This window comes from Pseudomonas sp. D2002 (genome assembly GCF_013385735.1).
Lineage (GTDB): Bacteria > Pseudomonadota > Gammaproteobacteria > Pseudomonadales > Pseudomonadaceae > Aquipseudomonas.
Map to the genome: position 1 here is coordinate 590,862 of NZ_JACAPL010000006.1, position 18,864 is coordinate 609,725.

Genomic DNA, 18,864 nt, shown 5'->3' on the forward strand with positions numbered 1-18,864 from the left:
ATCGGGGAAGTGTTTGGGTTTAGTGCACAACCCAACTCAGCAGCCACAGGCCGAGCATCAGCCAGATCACGCCAATGATGATCGAGGCACGCATGAAGGCGCGTACGGCCGAGTACAGGAACAGCAGACCGATGATCAGCGTGATGATGCTGATGATCGAGGTGTCCATGCCCAGTGAGCGGGACATGCCTTCGACGAAGTTGCCGCCCGCATTGGACAGCATGTTGAACAGCCCACTGAAGAACTCGACGATGTAGTGGATGATCAAGCCAACGGTGTTACCCAACCATCCGAAAAAGTCTACTTGCATAGGTGTGTCTCGATGAATAAGTGGACGAAATTGCCAGCACTGAGCCTTTGTTCGCGATGGGTCGCGGCTAGTTCCATGAAGCATAGAGGTTTGCGCGGTTGAATTTGCGATTAGTTGTGGTTGTGGTGGGGCAGTGGTGAGTGAGTTGACTGACAAATCGCTTTCGCGAGCAAGCCCGCTCCCACATTTACTGGGCTGGGCATTTGGATGTGTGTTGGCAGCCATTGCCCTGTTGTGGCTGGCGGATCGGATTTGGCCGTTGCCGTTGCCCAAGGATGACTTGGCGCGGGTGGTGCTGGCTGAGGATGGCACGCCGTTGTGGCGGTTTGCTGATGCCAACGGTGTGTGGCGTTATCCGGTGCAAACCAGTGAGGTGTCGCCGTATTACCTGGATGCGCTGCTCACCTACGAAGACCGCTGGTTTTATGAACACCCCGGCGTGAACCCGTTGGCGCTGGCGCGGGCGACCTGGCAGAACTTGACCGGCGCGCGGGTGGTGTCGGGCGGCAGCACCTTGTCGATGCAAGTGGCGCGGCTGCTCGACCCGCACTCACGCACCTTCCACGGCAAGCTGCGCCAGCTGTGGCGCACTGCGCAGTTGGAATGGCATTTGTCCAAGGACGAGATTCTCAACCTGTACCTGAACCGCGCGCCGTTTGGCGGTACGTTGCAAGGCGTAGCGGCGGCCAGTTGGGCGTATTTGGGCAAGTCCCCGGCACAACTGACCCACGCCGAAGCGGCCTTGCTCGCCGTATTACCCCAGGCGCCGAGCCGCCTGCGCCCGGACCGTCATCCGCAACGCGCCCAGCAAGCCCGCGACAAAGTGCTGCGGCGTCTCGCCGAGTTCCAGGTGTGGCCGCAATCGGCGGTCGATGAAGCCCTGGAAGAGCCGCTGCTGCTCGCCCCGCGCCTGGAGCCGAGCCTGGCGCCCTTGCTTGCCCGCCGCCTGAACCGCCCCGACAGCCCGCCGCTGATCCGCACCACTCTCGACGCCACGCTGCAACGCCGTCTCGAAGACCTGCTGCTGGGCTGGCGCGCGCGGCTGCCGGAACACACCTCCGCTGCCATTCTGGTAGTGGAAGAAGAAAGCATGGCCGTGCGCGCCTACCTCGGTTCGGTGGACATCAATGACGCCAAACGCTTCGGCCACGTGGACATGATCAGTGCGCTGCGCTCGCCCGGTTCTACCTTAAAACCATTTCTGTACGGCATGGCCCTGGACGATGGGCTGATTCACTCCGAATCACTGCTGCAGGACGTGCCGCGGCGCTATGGCGATTACCGCCCGGGCAACTTCTCCATGGGCTTCAGCGGCGCGGTGCCGGCGAGTACGGCGCTGTCCAGTTCGCTGAATCTGCCGGCGGTGCAACTGCTGGAGGCCTACGGGCCGAAGCGGTTTGCCGCCGAAATGCGCATCGGCGGCGTGCCCTTGGCGCTGCCTGCGCTGGCCGAACCAAACCTGGCGTTGATTCTGGGCGGTGCAGGCAGCCGACTGGAAGACTTGGTCAGCGGCTACAGCGCCTTCGCCCGCGACGGCAAGAGTGCGGCTATCCGCTTACAGCCGGACGATACGCTTAAAGAACGGCCTTTACTGTCGCCAGGGTCCGCCTGGATTGTGCGGCGTATCCTCAGCGGCCAGGCGCGACCTGACCGCGACCCGCGCGCCGAGCTGGTGCAGCGCCCGGTGCTGGCCTGGAAGACCGGCACCAGCTACGGCTTTCGCGATGCCTGGGCGATTGGTGTGGGGCCGCGCTACTTGATCGGCGTGTGGATCGGCCGACCGGATGGCACGCCGGTGCCGGGCCAGTTCGGCCTGGCGTCGGCGGCGCCGTTGATGTTGCAGGTGCATGACGTGCTGACCAACCGCGACAGCCAGCGCGGGATCAGCGCGCCTGTCAGACCGGTGCCGGCCAATGTCGGCGTCGCGGCCATCTGTTGGCCGCTGGGCCAGCCCATGAGCCGCAGCGACCCCAATTGCCGTCGCCAGCGCTTTGCCTGGACGCTGGACAACACCACGCCGCCAACCTTGCAGGCGCTGGACCAGCCATTAAGTGTGGGCTTGAAGGAAACGGTGTGGGTCAATGCCAAGGGCTTGCGGGTCGATGCCCATTGCCCAGGTGCTGTGGCCAAAGACATCGCCTTGTGGCCGGCGCCGCTGGAGCCGTGGCTGCCCAGGGTCGAACGCCGTGAAGCGCGTATCCCGGCTGCCGACCCCGATTGCCCGCCTCCGGCGTTGGCGGCGGCGTCGCCGTTGTCGATTGTCGGTGTTCGCGAAGGCGACCAGTTGCGCCTGCCCGCCGCCAGCCAGCAAGCGCTGCGCCTGAAAATCTCCGCCCTGGGCGGCAGCGGCCGACGCTGGTGGTTCCTCAACGGCGCGCCGCTGGGCGACAGTGCCAACCAGGACAGCATCAACGCCAGCTTCGAACAGCTCGGCCGCTACCAGCTCAGCGTCCTCGACGAAGCCGGCCAAACCGCCCGCCTCGAGTTCAGCGTCGTCGACTAGAGCCCCATCGCAGGCAAGCCAGCTCCCACAAATTGAATTGTGAACACATTTAAAATGTGGGAGCTGGCTTGCCTGCGATGGCGCCCTCAAGCCCACCGCCGGGATTCACTTGCCTTCATCCCTGATCCCCCCGAAGCTATACACCTTCAGGAGCCCCCGCATGAACCTCGAACACCTCACCGAACGCCTGCACCGCATCCGCGATAACAACGACTGGAAGCAGTTCCACAGCCCGAAAAACCTGGCCATGGCCGCCAGTGTGGAAATGTCCGAGCTGGTGGAAATTTTCCAATGGCTGACCGAAGACCAATCGCGCCAGCTGCCCGCCGAAAAACTCGCCCATGCCGGGCAGGAAGTCGGCGATATCGTGCTGTACCTGCTGTTGCTGTGCAGTGAGTTGGGCCTGGACATGAACGAGGTGGTGCGCGCCAAATTGGCCGACAGCGAACGGCGGTTTGCCCATGAGTGACCGTCATTTCGACCAACTGGCCACGCGCTTCGCCGAGAAAATATACGGCGGCGCCAAAGGCGCGATTCGCCTGGCGGTGCTCCAGGCCGACCTGATCGAAGCGCTGCCCGACCGCCCGCTGCGGGTGCTGGATATCGGCGCGGGCCTTGGGCATATGTCGCTGTGGCTGGCCGAGCGCGGCCACCAAGTCACCCTGGCCGAACCCGCCGAGCCGATGCTCGAAGGCGCGCGCCAGCGCTTTGCCGACGCCGGGCAGACTGCAACCTTTATTCATGCGCCCTGGCAAGACCTGCTCGGCCAACTCACCGAACCGTACGACCTGGTGCTCTGCCACGCCGTGCTGGAATGGCTGGCCGAACCCCATGCGATCCTGCCGGTGCTGCAACAGCTCACGGTGCCGGGTGGCTGGCTGTCGCTGGCGTTCTACAACCGCGATGCGCTGATTTATCGCAACCTGCTCAAAGGCCACTTCCGCAAAATGCGCAAGAACGACATGGCCGGCGAGAAGCAGAGCCTGACCCCGCAACAGCCGCTCGACCCACGTGAGTTGGCGGCGCAACTAGAGGGGCTTTGGCAGGTCGAAAGCCAAAGTGGCGTGCGGGTGTTCCACGACTATATGCCGGTGGAATTCCAGGCCCGCGCCGATTTACAGGACTTGTTGGAGATGGAACTCGCTCACCGTCGTCACCCAAGCTTTGCCGGACTTGGGCGTTATTTGCACTGGATCTGCCGTCCGGTTTAAGCGGCCCAGTCTGCGGAGGTCGAAATGCGTCGTCTCTGTTTGATCCTGTTATCGGTGGGCTTGAGCGCCTGCTCCAGCCCCAATCCTTACGTGGCCACCTCGGCGCCCATGCCACCGGCGCCGGCGCAGGCGGCCAACACCTTTGATGCCAGCGCCTACCCGGCACCGGTGCGCGACTATGGCGCCTACCGCAACTGGGCCTGGCTCAACGGCCAACTGCCGGCGGGCACGGCGTGGGCCGATTCGGCGCAGATTGCCGAAGCGGTCAGCGGTGCCCTCGACCAGCGTGGCTTGCGCCCCTTGCATGACAACCGTGCGCCCGACCTGCTGGTGAGCGCCGACGTGCGTCTGGAAAAACGCCTGCGCCAGGTCCAGGACGACTATGGCTACGGTTACGGCGGCTATAACCGCTACGGCAACGGCTACGGCATGTACAACACGGTGCCGGTGGTTCGCACCTATGAAGTGACAGTCGCGGTGGCGCGCATCAGCTTGTTCGACGCCCGCACCCGTCAGCCCGTGTGGAGCACCAGCGCCGAAACCGCCAGCCAGGGCAGCCTCAGCGAACGGGCGGATGCCTTGCGCGAGGCCATGCAGAAGGCCATGGCCGCTTATCCACCGAGTTAGCCGCTATTCTCATCGCAGGCTCAGTTTGTCTTTTGGAGAAAAACCATGCTTCGTCGCATTGCTGCACTTGCTGTTGTTGTAGTGCTGGGCGGCTGCCAGACCAATCAGGTCAACCACGACTTTGACGCCAGCCGCGACTTCGGCGCCTACCGCAACTGGGCCTGGAAAGACCCGGCCCTGCAATACCGCCCGGATGATCCACGGATCAAGAGTGACCTCACCGAGCAACGCATCCGTCAGGCGGTGGGCGAACAACTTGACCAACGCGGCCTGCGCCCGGCAGCGGCGGGCACCAAGGCTGACCTGAACGTACAGGCCTACCTGATCGTCGAAGACCGCCAGCAACAAGTCACCACCAACTACGGCGGCGCGTGGGGCGGCCCGTGGAATGGCTACTGGGGCGCGCCGATGTACAACGAAACGCGCAACATCACCTACAAGGTGGCAACCATCCAAATCGACTTGCTGGACGGCAAGGACGGCAAACTGGTATGGCGCGGCAGTGACGAACAGATGATGGCCAGCTCGCCGAACCCGCAGGATCGCAGCAACGCTATCCGCACCACCGTCACCAAAATCCTCTCCAACTACCCACCGCACTAACCCCCTCAATGATCGTTCCCACGCTCCGCGTGGGAACGCATCCGAGGACGCTCCGCGTCACATCTCGCAAGGCTTAAACGTCAGGACGCGGAGCGTCCGGGGCGGCATTCCCACGCAGAGCGTGGGAACGATCAGAAGACCACCCCCAATCCCCTGTGGGAGCGGCGGTGCGACGATTCGACTTGCTCGCGAAAGCGGTGTATCAGTGATGAATTTATCAACTGACACTCCGCTTTCGCGAGCAAGCCCGCTCCCACATTTGATCTCCAGCAGCCTTGAATCAGCGCACCTCTCAGGCCTTGTCTACACTCAACTACACCCCAGGAGAGTAAGCGCTCGGCGACTCGCCGGCACAGGAGTGCTCGATGTCTCCCCGATTTCAGTGCAAGCAGCGCGGCGCCATCGGCTTAATGGCCGTCGGCGTATTGGCGGTGGTATTGGCCTTTACCTTGCTGGTGGTCGACAGCGGCCGCCTGTACCTGGAGAAACGCAAGTTGCAGGGCGTGGCAGACACCGCGGCGCTGGAGGCCGTCAGCCGCAATGGCACCTGCCTGGCGGGCCTCAGTGCGGCGTCTTATGCCGGGCAAAGTGTGGCGCGCAATCATTTCGTGGTGGGTAACGGCAATACGCTTGTCACCCAATGTGGCTCCGTCACCACCGGCGCCTCGGGCCAGCGCACGTTCAGCGCCAACCCGGCGTTGTCGTCGGCTATCCAGGTGGTGGCCAGCAAAACCGTAACGACCAGTGTGGCCGGCGGAATCTGGTCACTGTTTTCTGGCAACTCGGTCAGCCTCAATACGGTATTGAGCGCTACGGCGGTGGCGGCCAAGCCCACGCCAACCTTGGCCCAGTTGACCATCAACAGCACGTTGGCCAGTGTCGACACCACCAGCTCCAACCTGCTGAACCCGCTGTTCAGCGGCTTGCTCGGCGGCAACGTCAACCTGACACTCGCCGGCTGGAATGGCCTGCTCAACACCAATATCAGCCTGCTCAGTTACCTCGACCAGTTGGCGATCAACCTGGGCGTGTCCGCCGGCAACTACACCCAACTGCTCAACACCAATGTCACTGCCTCGCAGTTGATCCAGGCGGCGATCACGGTGCTGACCGCCAACGGTGCGACGGCGGATGTCTTGACGGCCCTGGGCAGCCTGAAAATCGCCGCGATCAATCAGGCGCCACTGACGCTCGGGAAGATTCTGCAATTGCAGACGGGCACCACGTCTGCGGCGCTGAATGCCAACTTGCAGGTGTTCCAACTGATTCAGGGAGTGGTGCAACTGTCCAACAGCCAGAGCGCGGCCGCCGCAACCTTGCCGGTCAGCTTGCTGGGGCTGGCGAATATCACCACCCAAGTGAAAGTGATTCAACCGCCGCAGTTGTCGGCCATCGGCGATCCGGCGCTTGCCGTCGCCAACCCCACAGGCCCGAATGCGATTTACGTGCGTACCGCCCAGGTGCGCACCCAGGTGACGGTCAGCTTGCCGGTGCTGAGCAGTTTGTCGGGGCTCACCACGGCGGTGAATAACCTGGTGGGGCCGCTGACGCCGGTGATCAACAGCCTGTTGAGCCTGAACCTGGTGAGCACCATCAACTCGGCATTGTGCTTGCTGGGGGCCGGCTGCCAGCAATTGGATCTGCTGGCGTTGCCGGGCAACCTGCCGCTCAATATCGTGCTGGATGCCGGCGGCGCCAGCAGCTATGTCACCGCCTACAGTTGCCCGACCGGCAACGCGGGCACCAAGAGCCTGACGGCGTACACCACCACCTCGTTGGCCTCGCTGAATGTGGGCGCTATCACCAATGCGTTTTCCAGCACGTTACCCATGACCGTGGCCCCGTTGGCGCTGATCGATATCGGCACCAAGACCTGCCATGAAATCCTCGGTATCGGCAGCTGCGGCACCCGTGTGCCGTTTGCCGGCGGGGGTGTGGCGATCAAGGTGCAAAGCCCGATTGCAGCGAGCAATCAAACCCTGGTGTTCTCCAGCACCTCGCCGTTTGCCACACCGCCTAACGTGGGGCTCACACCGACCTATCAGGCCGCTACCCCGGCGACCAATGTGGTGAGCAGCCTTTCGACCACGCTCAATGGCGTCGGCATTACCGCTTACCAGCCGGTGGGGAGTAATCCGCTGGGAGCGCTGGCGGCGAGCGTTGTGTCGCTGCTCGGCGGCGTCAGCGCCATTGTCACGCCGGTGGTGGATAACCTGCTCGGCCCGCTGCTCAACCCGATCCTCAACAACCTGCTGAACATGCTGGGCGTCAGCCTGGCGAACGTAAACGTCGGCGCCAACCTGACCTGCGGCCAGACCGGCGAAGCCTACCTGGTGATTTAAGCCTCGGTTGCCCTGGGCAGTTCCACACAAAAGCGCGCGCCGTATTCGCCGTTGCTGACGCTCAGGCGCCCGCCCATGTTTTCCACAATGCCGTAGCTCACCGACAGGCCCAGCCCGGTGCCCACGCCAATCGGCTTGGTGGTGAAGAACGGTTCGAAAATCCGCTCAAGCAAGCGCGGGTCGATGCCGCCGCCGTTGTCCTCGACCCAGATGCGCACATGGCGGCTGTCGTGTTCGGTGTGCACGGCGATCCACGGGCGCAACTCCGGGTTTTTCTCGCGTTGGCCCAGCAGGGCGTCGCGGGCGTTGACCATCAGGTTGATCAGCACCTGTTCAAGCTGGTCGACGTAGCCTTTGACCTGCACGGGAATGTCCGCCTGGGTCAGGCGCACGTCCACGCCTTTGCCGCGCAGGCCTTCGCTGAGCAGCGACAAGGTGCCCTCGACCGCCTGCGCCGGGTCGAAGGGTTGCTGTTCGACTTCCGAGCGGCGCCCAAACACACGCATATGGTCGACCACCCGCGCCGCCCGCTGCACCTGGGCATCGATGCGCTGGAGTTTTTCGGTCAGGTAATCGATCTGCGCATCGCCATTGCTCAGGCGCTTGAGCACATTGACGATGGCCATGCGCATCACGTTCAGCGGCTGGTTGATCTCATGGGCCAGGCCCGTGGCCATTTCGCCAAGGGTGGCCATTTTTGCGCTTTGCGTGAGTTGCTGTTGGGAGCGGCGCACCTCGGTGTTGTCGCGGCCCACCGCCTGCACCTCGACCAAGGCGCCGTGCTCGTCAAACACACCACGGTCCGACCATACCCACCAGGCATGTTCGCGCCCCGGCAGTTGCAGGCTGATCTCCGCGGTGCTCACCGGAAACTCCGGCGTCAGTTGCTGAATGCGCTGCACAAATGCTTCGCGCTGTTCGGCCGACAGCCAGTCGCCCAGGTTCAGCCCGCGCAACTGAGCGGGCCGGCATTCCAGGTAGTTGGCCAGCGGCGTGTTGCCGAAGGTCAGGGTCAGGTCCGGGCGGTAGCGGCAGATCATCGCCGGGGAATCTTCCACCAGGATGCGGTAACGCTCTTCGCTGTCCTTGACCTGTTGCGCGGCCAAGGTCGCGTCGGTGACGTCCAGCCACAGGCCAATCGCTTCCACCGGCACCCCCAAGTCATCGCGCAACAGCTTGGCTTCGTCGAGCAGCCAGTGGTAATCGCCGTGTTTATCCTGCACCCGATAACGACTGCGCACACTGCCTTCGCGCAGCAGTTGGCGGGTGCGCTGGAAGTACAGGTCGCGGTCGTCGGGGTGCACCCATTGCACCAGGTTGTCGAGGCTGCACTCGGCGAGGGTGCGGCCCAACAACGGCAGCAGGCTGTCACTGAAAAACACCGGCAGCAGCGCACCGTTTACGTAGCGTTGCACGTAGATCACCGCCGGCGAGCTGGCAATCAGGTTGTCCAGGCGCGCGTGGGCGGCGTCAGCTTGCACCTGCTGGTTTTTGATGTCGCTGATGTCGAGCATGAACCCGACCCAGCGCCGCTGATCACCCTGGCCCAGCACTTGGCCCTGCACGCGATACCAGGTCGGCGGCTGGGCGCTGTTGCCACGGTTGAGGCGCACGCTGGCGAGCAAGGGCTTGCCAAGGGTTTGCAGGTCACGCAGGCGGCTGTGCAGTTCCTGGCGGTCGGCGGGGTGGATGAGTTCCAGCCAGGCGTCCAGGGGCTGGCGGGTCGGGGCTTGTTCCGGGCCGAGGTTGCGCATCAATTGGGGCGCGAGTTGGATCTCGCCGCTGGCCGGCAACAACTCGAACCAGCCGGTGCCCAGCAGACCTTGCAAGGCTTCCAGGCGCTCCAGTTGTTGATGATGGCGTTGTTCGCGCAGGCGGCTGAGCAGTGGCGCGGCGAGGGCGGCGGCGAGGTTCAGCCAGTCGCGGTCGCGCATCTGCGGCTGGCCGCTGTAGGCCCCGCACAGCAGCCACGCGGCCACGCCTTGGCCATCGCGATACGGCACCAGAAAGCCATCGGCATTGCCGAACACGCTGTGCAAGCGCGGGTGCTCGCCGCGCCCATAAGGCGCCTGCAAGCTCAGCGGCGTGGTGCCGTTGAGGCTGTCCAGGCACGTACCGAGGCGCTGCCCGTTGTGCCAGAACATCGGCGCGTCATGGTTGGCGTACTGGCTGTAGATGATCCAGCCCTGGTCTTCCTGATCGAGCAGCGCGAGGGCCACACACGGGATGCGCCAGCGCTGTGCCACGCTGGCCAGTTGTTCGTTGAACACCTCAGGCAATCGGCTGAGGCTGCACACGCGCAGGTGCTCACTGACCAGGCTGGCCAGTTGCTGATTCTGTTCACGCTGCTCGGCCAGGTGGCGGCCATTGAGCAAGTCGCCGATATCCATGGCATGCAGCAACCAGCCGCTGTCGTGGGCTTCAATCGTGCCGCGGGTCTGCAGGATTTGCCCGGCGACGCCCTGGAAATCCAGGTCGAGGCTGTGGCGCTGCCAATCGGCGGGCACGCCTTCAACCGTCAGCGCGCTATGGGGGCACAGCAGGTCTTGCAGGTACGGCGAGTCGGCGTACGGCGCCAACTGTTGGCGCAGCGTGCCGCTGATGTCGAGCACACGGCCTTGCGCGTCCAAATGCACCTGCAACCCGGCAGAGGCCGGTGCCGGTGTGTCGACGGCCAGCGCGCTGCTGCGGCCGAGCAGGCGCCCGAAGAGTTTGTCGCCCGAGGTCAAAACTGCAGGCTCGAGGTGGCCTGCAGCGTCGCCGGCAACTGCGGCACGGTGCCGATGCCGGGCAGGACAATAAAGGGCATCACCGCCTGCAGGTTGGCCGTGGGGTAGTTGATTTGCACAGACAGCAAGCCGCCGACGAAGGTGGTGGTGACTTGGTTGGCGTTAAATTTGTACGTGGAGGGAATCCACACCAAGCGGTTGATGACGGCGGCTTTGGCGGTGCTTTGCACGGCGGCCTGATAGCCGGTCATGGTGGGGTCCAGCGCCACGCTCAGGCGCACGGCTTCGGCGGTGGCCTGGTTGAACGACTGCAACAGCAGCAGCGGCAGGCTATAGCTGACCATGCCGTAGAACACGGCGAAAAAAATCACGAACACAGCAATGAACTCGATTGCTGCCGCGCCTTTTTGCTTCTTCGGGAGGCTTGTTCTCATCACCGCGTCTACCCTGACGGCTACTACTTGATATCAGCATAGAATCAATCGGCAAAAAGGGATGTTTTTTACGTGATCCATGGCGCAGTGGTGGTGGTGTGGTTGGTGCTGTGTGCGGTGCAGGATATTCGGCAGCGATTGCTCGCCAATCGCCTGACGCTGGGCGCTGCGCTGTTGGCGTTGATCTATGCGCTGTGGACGGGCAGCACCTGGCTGGGTGCGCCAGCCGGGCAAGGTTTTCTGGCGTTTCTTCTGGCGCTGCTGCTGACCTTGCCGGGTTACGCCCTCGGCCGCCTGGGCGCGGGCGATGTGAAGCTGCTCGCGGCATTGGCGCTGGCGTCGGATGCCGAGTACCTGCTGTGGTCGTTTGTAGGGGCTACGGTGGCCAATGGGCTGTGGATTTTATGCACGCCAAAACTAATCCCGCTTATGAGTCATGGGCTTAAGAAGGGCATGGGTTATCTGGTGGCGGAGCCGTCAAAAAAACTGCCATTTGCGCCGTTTCTGCTGGTGGGTTTTGCCGCTGCCTGGTTTTGGATCCATTAGTCGCCAGCGGGTATTAACGCTATGTACATAGTCGGAAAGTACGTCTACGTTTAATACATAGATGTACGGGAATATGTGTCGTAAAGGATCAGTCAAACATTTGGCTTGCTAGGCATGGAGTAGCGCGTGAACAAGCTTACCTCTGCGGTAAAAGTGCTCGTTGTCGATGATCAACCGCTGATCGTGGAAGAGCTCTGTGAATTTCTTGAAAGCAGCGGTTTCCGCTGTGTCCCGTGTGAATCCAGCCAACAGGCCTTGAAGCGTTTCAGCGAAGACGCCGAGATCGGCCTGGTGCTCTGCGACCTGCACATGCCGGACATGGACGGCATCGAGCTGGTCCAGGCCCTGCAAAAGGTCGCCGGTAAACAGCGTGCCTTCGAGGCGATCATGTTGACCGGTCGCGCCGACAAGCAGGATGTGATCAAGGCCCTGCGTGCGGGGATCGCGGACTACTACCAGAAACCCATCAATCTCGATGAATTGCTCGAAGGCTTGCAGCGCCAGGAAGCGGCGTTGCAAGAGCGCAAGAAGGACCTGCAACTGGGCAACTTGAACCAGAAGCTGCAGTTCCTTTCCGAGTCGATCAACGACCTGTACCAGGACCTCGACAAAGTGCGCAGCAGCCGGCCTGGGCTGGACAGTGAAGAACTGTCGGCCGAGGACGCGGGGGCGGTGGAGATTCCGGCGATCTTCAACCAGTTGTCGCCGCGCCAATTGGACGTCGCGCGGCTGGTGGGGAAAGGGCAGACCAACTATCAGATTGCCTGTGAATTGGGCATTACTGAAAACACCGTGAAGTTGTATGTGTCCCAGGTGCTGCGCTTGACGCACATGCATAACCGCACGCAATTGGCGTTGGCGTTGTCGCCGAATAATTCGGCATTGCGTCAGCGGGTAACGGCGCACTGACTTTGCAAAAAATGTGGGAGCGGGCTTGCTGTGGCGAGCAAGCTTGCTTGCGCTGGGGTGCGAAGCGCCCCTAAAAAGCCGGCTCCAGCTGCGCTGTCGAACGGGAGCAAGCTCCCTCGCCACAGCAAGCCCGCTCCCACATTTTGGAACTGTTGTGTGTCAGTGATAGATCAATTACTCCCTTCGGTTTTCCCGCCCACCTTCTGCTCGAAATACTCCGGAATCGGATACTTGTAGCTGTCCAGAAACCGCTGGTTGGCTTTGTCGCGTTCGGCCGCCGAGGCTTTCTGTGGCGTTTGCGACGCGGCGCTGCCCGTAGACTGCAACGTCAACCATTGCTCGGTGAGCGCCTGCTGCGGTGACGACGGGCCGGGTTCTATGGCCATGACGCTCATGGGCAACGCGAGCACGGCCAGGCTGGCGAGATAAGGCATGTTCATCATCAATTCCTCGGGTTGCTTGCGGCGTCACTGACGGCGGCGACTTGATCCTTGGCCTTGGCCACAGGTGCGCTTGAGCCCTTGAGTTTCTCGGCGCGGGCCTGGGCTTCAGTGACTTGTTCGGGGCTCAAGCTCATCTGGCTGACCAGTTGCGCCGCCTGTTTCCAGTTGTCCTGATAGATCAGCAGGGTCACCAGGTTGACCGCGGCCAATGGGTCGCTCTGCTTGAGTTCCATGGCGGTCATGAATTCAAAGCGCGCGTCTTCCAGGCGCAGTTGGTTGAGGTAGACCACGCCCAGGTCATTGCGGATTTTCTCGTCGGTGGGCGCCAGCCGGGCCGCGCGTTGCAAGTGGGCCATGGCTTGCCCGTTATCGCCCTTGGCCGAGGCGATTTGCCCCAGGCCGTGTTCGCCTTCGGCGGCCATGCAGGTGCCGATCAGGCTGCGGTACAACGGCTCGGCTTCGCTGCGCCCGAGCAGGCGATAAGCCTTGGCCTGGCGCAGGCGTACCTGGGGCAGATTCGCCGGCAGGCTTTGCAAGTTGGCGAGGCTGGCGTGCAGCTTGCCGTCGCCGGCCATTTCATCGGCCAGGTTCAACGACAGTTCCTGCTCGGAGCTGGGCTTGGGGCAACTGCCGGTGGCCAACAACGTGTCCCACGGGGCTTGGCCGTTGCTGGCGCAACCGCCCAGCAGCAACAGGCTACAACCGGCTATCAAGGCTCTCATCGGGCGCTCCTCATAAGTTACTCAAGGCTCGGGTGATGCCGATAAACGCCGGCCCCCCGAGCACGATCAGCAAGGCGGGAAACAAAAACACCATCATCACGACGGACATTTTTGCCGACATCTTCGAGACGAATTCCTGGATGCGTGTAAGGCGTCGGTCATCAAGCAATTGCTTGAGCGACAGCAACGATTTCATCGCGCCGCCGCCTTGCTGAACCAGTTGCTGGAGGATGGTGCAGGTGTCGGTGAATTCATCCACGGCCAGCAGGCGGGCGGTCTTGCCCAGCTCCTCGCTCAGCTCAAGGCCTGAGTCGACCCGTGTGAGGATCAGGCGCAGTTCAAAGGTCAGCGCCGGCAACAGGCGTTGCGCTTCAGTGCTCAATACGCGCAGCGCTTGTTCAACCGCCATGCCCGATTCGAACAGGATGCGCAGCAGCGGAATGAAGGTCGACACCTCGCGGGAGATCCGCTGCTGCCGCGCCTTGGCCGCCCTGGCCAGGATGCGTTTGGGCAGCAGGTAGCCGATGCCCAGGGCCAACAGCGGCGCCAGCCACGGCGAAGCGGCGTGAGGAAAGAGTAATTGCTGGCCCACCAAGGTAACCACCAACAGCAGCAACGGCGTGCCGACCTGGAAGGCAGCGAACATCGAGCGCTGGTTGGCTTTGCGCCAGCCGACGCGGTTGAGCAGCACTTGGGTTTCGTTGTCCAGGCTCACCGAGCGTTGCGCGAGCGGGCTGCTGCCCAGTTGCCGCATCAGCGTGCCGAACCGGTGTTCGCGCGCCATCTGGCCCTGCAAGCGTTGGGCGACCAGACGCTGGCCGCGCCGGTGTTTGAGCAGGTTGGCCAGCACCAGCAGCAGGGCGGCGATGAACAGTACAGCGCTGATCAGCAGTGCAATCGCCATCTCATACGCTCCGCAACATGCGCCACAAGGTGAAGCACCCCAGCAGCTGCATGATCAAGGCTACGAACAACAGGATGCGCCCGGTGCCGTCGTCCCACATGGTCATCAGGTACGCGGGGTTCACCGCCAGGAAGTAGCCAATCATTGAGATCGGCAGGGCGGTGAGCACATACGCGGTCACTCGCGTTTCGCCGGTCAGGGCGCGCAGCTGGCGGGCGGCTTGCTCGCGCTCGCGGATCATCTTGATCAGGTTTTCCAACAGCTCGCTGGCGTTGCCGCCATAGCGGTGGTTAACCTTCAAGCCCAGCGCAAACAGGCGAAACTCATCGCGCTCGTAAAATTCGGCAAAGTCGTGGGCCGATTCCGGCAGGCTCACGCCCAGCTGCACATTGCGGCGGATGCGGCCCATGGCTTGTTGCAGCGGGTCTTCAGTGATCTCGATACCGCCCAGCACCGCGTCGGCCAGGGTGCGCCCGGCCTTGAGGCTGCGCACGGTGTGGTCGAGCAATTGCGGCAGCTGTTCGATCATGCGCTTGATGCGCCGTTGATAGCGCCAGGCGATGTACACGCGCAGCAGCAAGGGCGGCAGCACCAGCATCACCAGCAGGCCGACCCAACCGGCCACCAGCAACCCCAGCACCACGCCCAGGCCCCAGACGGCCAGCCACAGGCCGAGGTTGTCACTGGGCTTGCCCAGGCCGGCGCGCAGGAACATGCGTTCTACGCCGCTCCACTGGCTGTTTTCTTCGACCAGCTGCGGCTGGCCTTCGGCAAGGCGGCCGAGCACGCGTTCGGTCTGGGCGCGGCGCAAACCGTTCTGGAAGGAGCGAATCGACAAGCCGATCAGGATCAGGCAGATGAGCAGCAGGATGGCCCCGGTCATGGTTGCGTCCCCTTCAAGGCAGTGTCGGTTCGCGGCGCAATTTTTCGCCGGCCGGGTTGACCGCCTCACGCAGGAAGCCGAAGCCGGTGCGCCGGTCATGGCGGAACAGGGTGTTGGTCACGTACACGTCTTCACGGATGCCCACCACCTCGACCACTTCGCTGACGCAACGGCGGCCATCCGGCAGGCGGGTCAGTTGGATCACCACATCCAGCGCTGCGCAGATCATCTGCCGCAGGGTTTTCTCCGCCACCACGCGGCCGGTCAAACCCACCAGCGTTTCCAGGCGCAGCAGCGCGTCGGCGGCGTTGTTGGCGTGCACGGTACTCATGGAACCGTCGTGGCCGGTGTTCATCGCGGTGAGTACGTCGAGTACTTCCACACCGCGAATCTCACCGAGGATGATGCGGTCGGGGCGCATCCGCAGGGCGTTGCGGATCAGGTCGCTGGCCTTGACCTCGCCGTGGCCCTCGGCATTCGGCGGGCGGGTTTCCAGGCGCACCACGTGTGGGTGCCCCAGTTGCAGCTCGGCAACGTCTTCGATAGTCACCAGACGTTCATGCGGGTTGATCAACTGACTGAGGATGTTCAGCAGCGTGGTTTTACCCGTGCCGGTGCCGCCGCTGATGAGGATATTGCAACGCTTGCCCACCGCCTCCTGGAAGAAATCGAAGATGTTCTGGTCGATGGTCTGCATCGCGACCAGGTCGCTGCTTTTGAGCATGTCCTTGCGAAATTTACGAATCGACAGGCATGGCCCGTCCAGGGCAATCGGCGGGATGATCGCGTTAACCCGGCTGCCATCGGGCAGGCGCGCATCGACCATCGGCGACGATTCATCCAGGCGCCGGCCCAGCGGCGCCAGAATGCGCTGCATCACGCGCTCCACGTGGTGGGCGTCGATAAATCGCAGGTCACTCTGGTGCAGCAAGCCGTCACGTTCGATAAATACCCGGTGCGGGCCGTTGACCAGAATCTCGGTCACCGACGGGTCGCGCAGCAGCACTTCCAGCGGGCCGAAACCGGTCAGTTCGTCGACGATTTCTTCGGCCAGGCGCTCCATCTCGTAGCGGGAGATCGCCAGGTGCATGCGGTTGATGTATTCGGCGACTTTGTCGATGACAAATTGCGCCAGCAGCGGGCGCGAACCCTCGAGCAAATTTTTCCCCGACTCTTCGATGGCGTCGATGATGTAGCGATGCAGCACCAGTTTCAGCCCGTCGTGGTCGGTGTTGCCACCGACGCCGCGAGCGGGTGCGCCGAAGAGTTTTTCGCCGTTCATTTGCCGGATCCGATCAGGCGTTCAAACCAATTGTGTGACGGCTTTTTCATACCTTCCGAACGTTTTGCCAGGCGGTCACCGAGGGTTTTCAGGCCCTGGGTCAGGGGTTCTCGCGGGGCCAGGGCGAACAAGGTTTGCCCCTGGTTTTTCGCGTTCAGGCGCACCTCCGGGCTCAGCGGCAACACGGCGATCACCTCCAGCCCAAAGCTCTTGCTCAGAGCCTCGGAGTCAGGCGCGCAGCTTTTGACATAGCGATCAACCAACAGCTTGGCGTGCTCCAGTTTCATGCCTTTTTCGCGCCACTGGTTCAGCACCGCGAGGTTGCGACGGCAGTCCAGCACGCTTTGGTCGGTGCACCAGAGCAGCTTGTCGCAGTGGCTGACAAAGGTGCGCAGCGCTTCGCTGTCCGGCTGGCCGGCAAGGTTCACCACAATGTGCTGGAAGTGTTGGCGCAAGGCGCTGAGCAACATGTACAGCTCGGCGGCGCTGGTCTGCTCCAGCGGCTCGTCGTTGGAGGCGTAGGCGAGGATGCGCAGGCCGTCTTCAGCGGAGGTAAACGCGCTGTTGATCAACGTCGCATCTAGCCGCCGCAGGTGGCGCAGGGCATCGCCGAAATTGAACGAGCTTTCCAGGCCCAGCAGCGCCAGGCTGTCACCGCGTGGCAGGCCCAGGTCGAGCAGCAGGGTTTGCTGGCCGCTCTTTTGTACGACCAGCGCCAAGTGGCTGGCGAGCAGCGCGCCGTCGGCATTGCTTTGGGTGCCGTACAGCACGGTGAGGCCGCCCAGTTGCGTGTTGGTGGTCACCGGCGGCAGGCGTTTACTCAGGCGGCGCACCAGCCCGGCGACTTCGCTGGAGCGTGAACCGTAGGCGACAAAATCCCGTGCGCCGGCACGCATTGCATTGAGCACCAACTGGTTGTCCATGCCGTCACCGAGGGCGACGATGGCCAGCATCGGCTTGGCTTCCAGCGCGCCTTCGATCAGCGCGCTCTGGGCCACCACGTGCTCGCGGTCGAGGCCGACAAACACCAGATTGGCGAAGGTCACGTCGACCAGTGCCAGCAGCTCGTCGAGGGTGCCACTGCCGGCGCTGACCACTTGGCCAAGCGGCGCCAGCGCGCCCTGCAGCCATTCCAGGTCGGTGGTATTACGGGTGATTGCCAGGAAGGTCTGGCTCAGGCTATCGCTCATTGAGACAACCCATCGTTGCGGTCGAAATTGCCGTTTTCGAGGAAGTACAGGCGGTACCAATTCGGGTCGTAGTTGCGCAGGTTCTCGCCGGGCAAGGACGGCAGCTGCGCGTTGGCGGCCAGCGGCTGCACCAGATGCGGGGTGACGATCATCAGCAGTTCTTTGTCCTGACGGTTGACTGAGGAATCGCGAAAGAACGCACCCAGGATCGGGATGTCACCCAGGCCAGGAAACTTGCTGATATTGGTGGTGTTATTGCTGCTGATCAGGCCACTGATCACGAAACTTTCGCCATCGGCCAGCGACACGGTGGTGTCAGTCCGGCGGATGGTCAGGGCCGGCACCTTGATGCTCTGAATCACCAAGGCGTTGGTGTAATCCAGTTCGCTGACTTCCGGTGCCACCTTGAGGGAAATCCGGTTGCGGTCGATCACGGTGGGGGTCAGGGTCAGGCGAATGCCGAACTCTTTGTACTCGATGGAAATGGTGTCGCTGCCACTGCTGGGCACCGGGATTGGTATCTCGCCACCGGCCAAAAAGGTCGCGCTTTGCCCACTCATGGCCACAAGGCTTGGGCGCGCCAGGGTGTAGGCAAAGCCGCTGCTTTCCAGGGCGTTGATCATCGCCGAGACGCGCCCGCCGCCGAAGCCGATATTGAATTGGTCAGCGCTCACCGGCAGCTTGAAGGTGCTGGGTGTAGGAAATAACAGGTTGGGGCTGCCGAGGAAAAAGTTCTTGCCCATGCCCAGGATCTTGGTGCTGGCTTCCTTGAGCTTGGTGCGGCTGACCTCGACAAAACGGATATCGGTTTGCACTTGGCTGGGCAGCGAGGGGTCATCCGCTGGCGCCAGTGACAAGCTGGTCAAGGCGGCGGTGGCCTTGCCCTTGACGAACACCATGCTCTGGCGCGGTGTGGTCGAGCAGGCGGTCCAGACCATCAGGCTGGTGGTGCCGGAAGCGATGCCGGTGAGCATAAAACCGCGATCGCCATTGAGGTGGACGTCGGCGATTTTCGGGTCGCCAATCGCCAGGCGCGTGATCGCCACCGGCGACTGCAGTTCTTGTTGCAAGCCCTCGCCGACCGACAGCGCGGCGGGCAATTGGCCGAGGCTGGCGCAGTTGCCCGTGGCGGCCACCGCCAGGCCCACGGCCAGGTTCGACAGCAGCAGGGCACAGGCGATTTTCAGCGTGAACACCGGTGCGAAACGTCGGGTCATGCACAGCAT

18 protein-coding genes are annotated in these 18,864 nt (G+C 62.8%); 8 read left to right on the forward strand and 10 right to left on the reverse strand.

Annotated elements, in window-relative coordinates:
* Window positions 1-19: 19 nt before the first annotated feature.
* A complete protein-coding gene (locus HX783_RS15510) occupies window positions 20-310 on the reverse strand; it encodes a hypothetical protein (protein ID WP_159953965.1) in 291 nt (96 codons plus the stop codon).
* 190 nt (window positions 311-500) lie between these two features.
* Between HX783_RS15510 and pbpC the strand changes: the two genes are divergently transcribed.
* From pbpC to HX783_RS15540, 6 genes are all read left to right on the forward strand, one after another.
* Entirely contained in the window at window positions 501-2,813 is a 2,313-nt protein-coding gene (pbpC, locus tag HX783_RS15515) for a peptidoglycan glycosyltransferase PbpC (protein ID WP_218175276.1), read from the forward strand.
* 160 nt (window positions 2,814-2,973) lie between these two features.
* Complete coding sequence (locus HX783_RS15520) at window positions 2,974-3,282, forward strand: MazG-like family protein (RefSeq protein WP_177017427.1); 309 nt, start codon at window positions 2,974-2,976, stop codon at window positions 3,280-3,282.
* The gene (locus HX783_RS15525; RefSeq protein WP_177017428.1) at window positions 3,275-4,024 is read left to right on the forward strand and encodes a methyltransferase; all 750 of its coding nucleotides are present in this window, start codon (window positions 3,275-3,277) and stop codon (window positions 4,022-4,024) included. Before HX783_RS15520 ends, HX783_RS15525 begins: the two co-directional genes overlap by 8 nt.
* A 24-nt stretch (window positions 4,025-4,048) precedes the next feature.
* The gene (locus tag HX783_RS15530) at window positions 4,049-4,651 is read left to right on the forward strand and encodes a DUF4136 domain-containing protein (protein ID WP_177017429.1); all 603 of its coding nucleotides are present in this window, start codon (window positions 4,049-4,051) and stop codon (window positions 4,649-4,651) included.
* 45 nt (window positions 4,652-4,696) lie between these two features.
* Window positions 4,697-5,254 carry a DUF4136 domain-containing protein gene (locus tag HX783_RS15535; protein WP_177017430.1) on the forward strand — a complete coding sequence of 186 codons (558 nt, stop codon included), beginning with the start codon at window positions 4,697-4,699 and terminating at the stop codon, window positions 5,252-5,254.
* A gap of 365 nt (window positions 5,255-5,619) precedes the next feature.
* Complete coding sequence (locus tag HX783_RS15540) at window positions 5,620-7,596, forward strand: pilus assembly protein TadG-related protein (RefSeq protein ID WP_177017431.1); 1,977 nt, start codon at window positions 5,620-5,622, stop codon at window positions 7,594-7,596.
* Here HX783_RS15540 and HX783_RS15545 read toward each other — a convergent pair.
* Window positions 7,593-10,325: a PAS domain-containing sensor histidine kinase gene (locus HX783_RS15545; RefSeq protein ID WP_177017432.1), complete on the reverse strand. Its 2,733-nt coding sequence runs from the start codon at window positions 10,323-10,325 to the stop codon at window positions 7,593-7,595. The two genes, HX783_RS15540 and HX783_RS15545, sit on opposite strands and share 4 nt — an antisense overlap.
* Window positions 10,322-10,759: a TadE/TadG family type IV pilus assembly protein gene (locus tag HX783_RS15550; protein ID WP_159953970.1), complete on the reverse strand. Its 438-nt coding sequence runs from the start codon at window positions 10,757-10,759 to the stop codon at window positions 10,322-10,324. The genes HX783_RS15545 and HX783_RS15550 overlap by 4 nt, the downstream gene beginning before the upstream one ends.
* A 72-nt stretch (window positions 10,760-10,831) precedes the next feature.
* Here HX783_RS15550 and HX783_RS15555 point away from each other — a divergent pair, with 72 nt between their 5' ends.
* Both HX783_RS15555 and HX783_RS15560 read left to right on the forward strand, forming a co-directional pair.
* On the forward strand, window positions 10,832-11,305 hold the full coding sequence (locus HX783_RS15555; RefSeq protein WP_177017433.1) for a prepilin peptidase: 474 nt from the start codon (window positions 10,832-10,834) through the stop codon (window positions 11,303-11,305).
* A 126-nt stretch (window positions 11,306-11,431) separates the two neighbouring features.
* Window positions 11,432-12,214, forward strand: a complete 783-nt coding sequence (locus HX783_RS15560) for a response regulator transcription factor (protein ID WP_177017434.1) — start codon at window positions 11,432-11,434, stop codon at window positions 12,212-12,214.
* Between the two features lie 170 nt (window positions 12,215-12,384).
* On the opposite strand, the gene HX783_RS15565 is transcribed toward HX783_RS15560, so the two are convergent.
* From HX783_RS15565 to HX783_RS15595, 7 genes are read right to left on the reverse strand one after another with little or no spacing between them, the layout of a single operon-like run.
* Entirely contained in the window at window positions 12,385-12,654 is a 270-nt protein-coding gene (locus HX783_RS15565; protein WP_177017435.1) for a DUF3613 domain-containing protein, read from the reverse strand.
* Between the two features lie 2 nt (window positions 12,655-12,656).
* A complete protein-coding gene (locus tag HX783_RS15570) occupies window positions 12,657-13,379 on the reverse strand; it encodes a tetratricopeptide repeat protein (protein WP_177017436.1) in 723 nt (240 codons plus the stop codon).
* Window positions 13,380-13,389: 10 nt separating this feature from the next.
* Window positions 13,390-14,283, reverse strand: a complete 894-nt coding sequence (locus HX783_RS15575) for a type II secretion system F family protein (RefSeq protein WP_159953975.1) — start codon at window positions 14,281-14,283, stop codon at window positions 13,390-13,392.
* Window position 14,284: 1 nt separating this feature from the next.
* Window positions 14,285-15,166, reverse strand: a complete 882-nt coding sequence (locus HX783_RS15580; protein WP_177017437.1) for a type II secretion system F family protein — start codon at window positions 15,164-15,166, stop codon at window positions 14,285-14,287.
* Between the two features lie 13 nt (window positions 15,167-15,179).
* On the reverse strand, window positions 15,180-16,448 hold the full coding sequence (locus tag HX783_RS15585) for a CpaF family protein (RefSeq protein ID WP_159953977.1): 1,269 nt from the start codon (window positions 16,446-16,448) through the stop codon (window positions 15,180-15,182).
* On the reverse strand, window positions 16,445-17,638 hold the full coding sequence (locus HX783_RS15590) for a pilus assembly protein (RefSeq protein ID WP_159953978.1): 1,194 nt from the start codon (window positions 17,636-17,638) through the stop codon (window positions 16,445-16,447). The genes HX783_RS15585 and HX783_RS15590 overlap by 4 nt, the downstream gene beginning before the upstream one ends.
* Entirely contained in the window at window positions 17,635-18,855 is a 1,221-nt protein-coding gene (locus tag HX783_RS15595; RefSeq protein WP_177017438.1) for a type II and III secretion system protein family protein, read from the reverse strand. Before HX783_RS15595 ends, HX783_RS15590 begins: the two co-directional genes overlap by 4 nt.
* Between the last annotated feature and the right edge of the window lie 9 nt (window positions 18,856-18,864).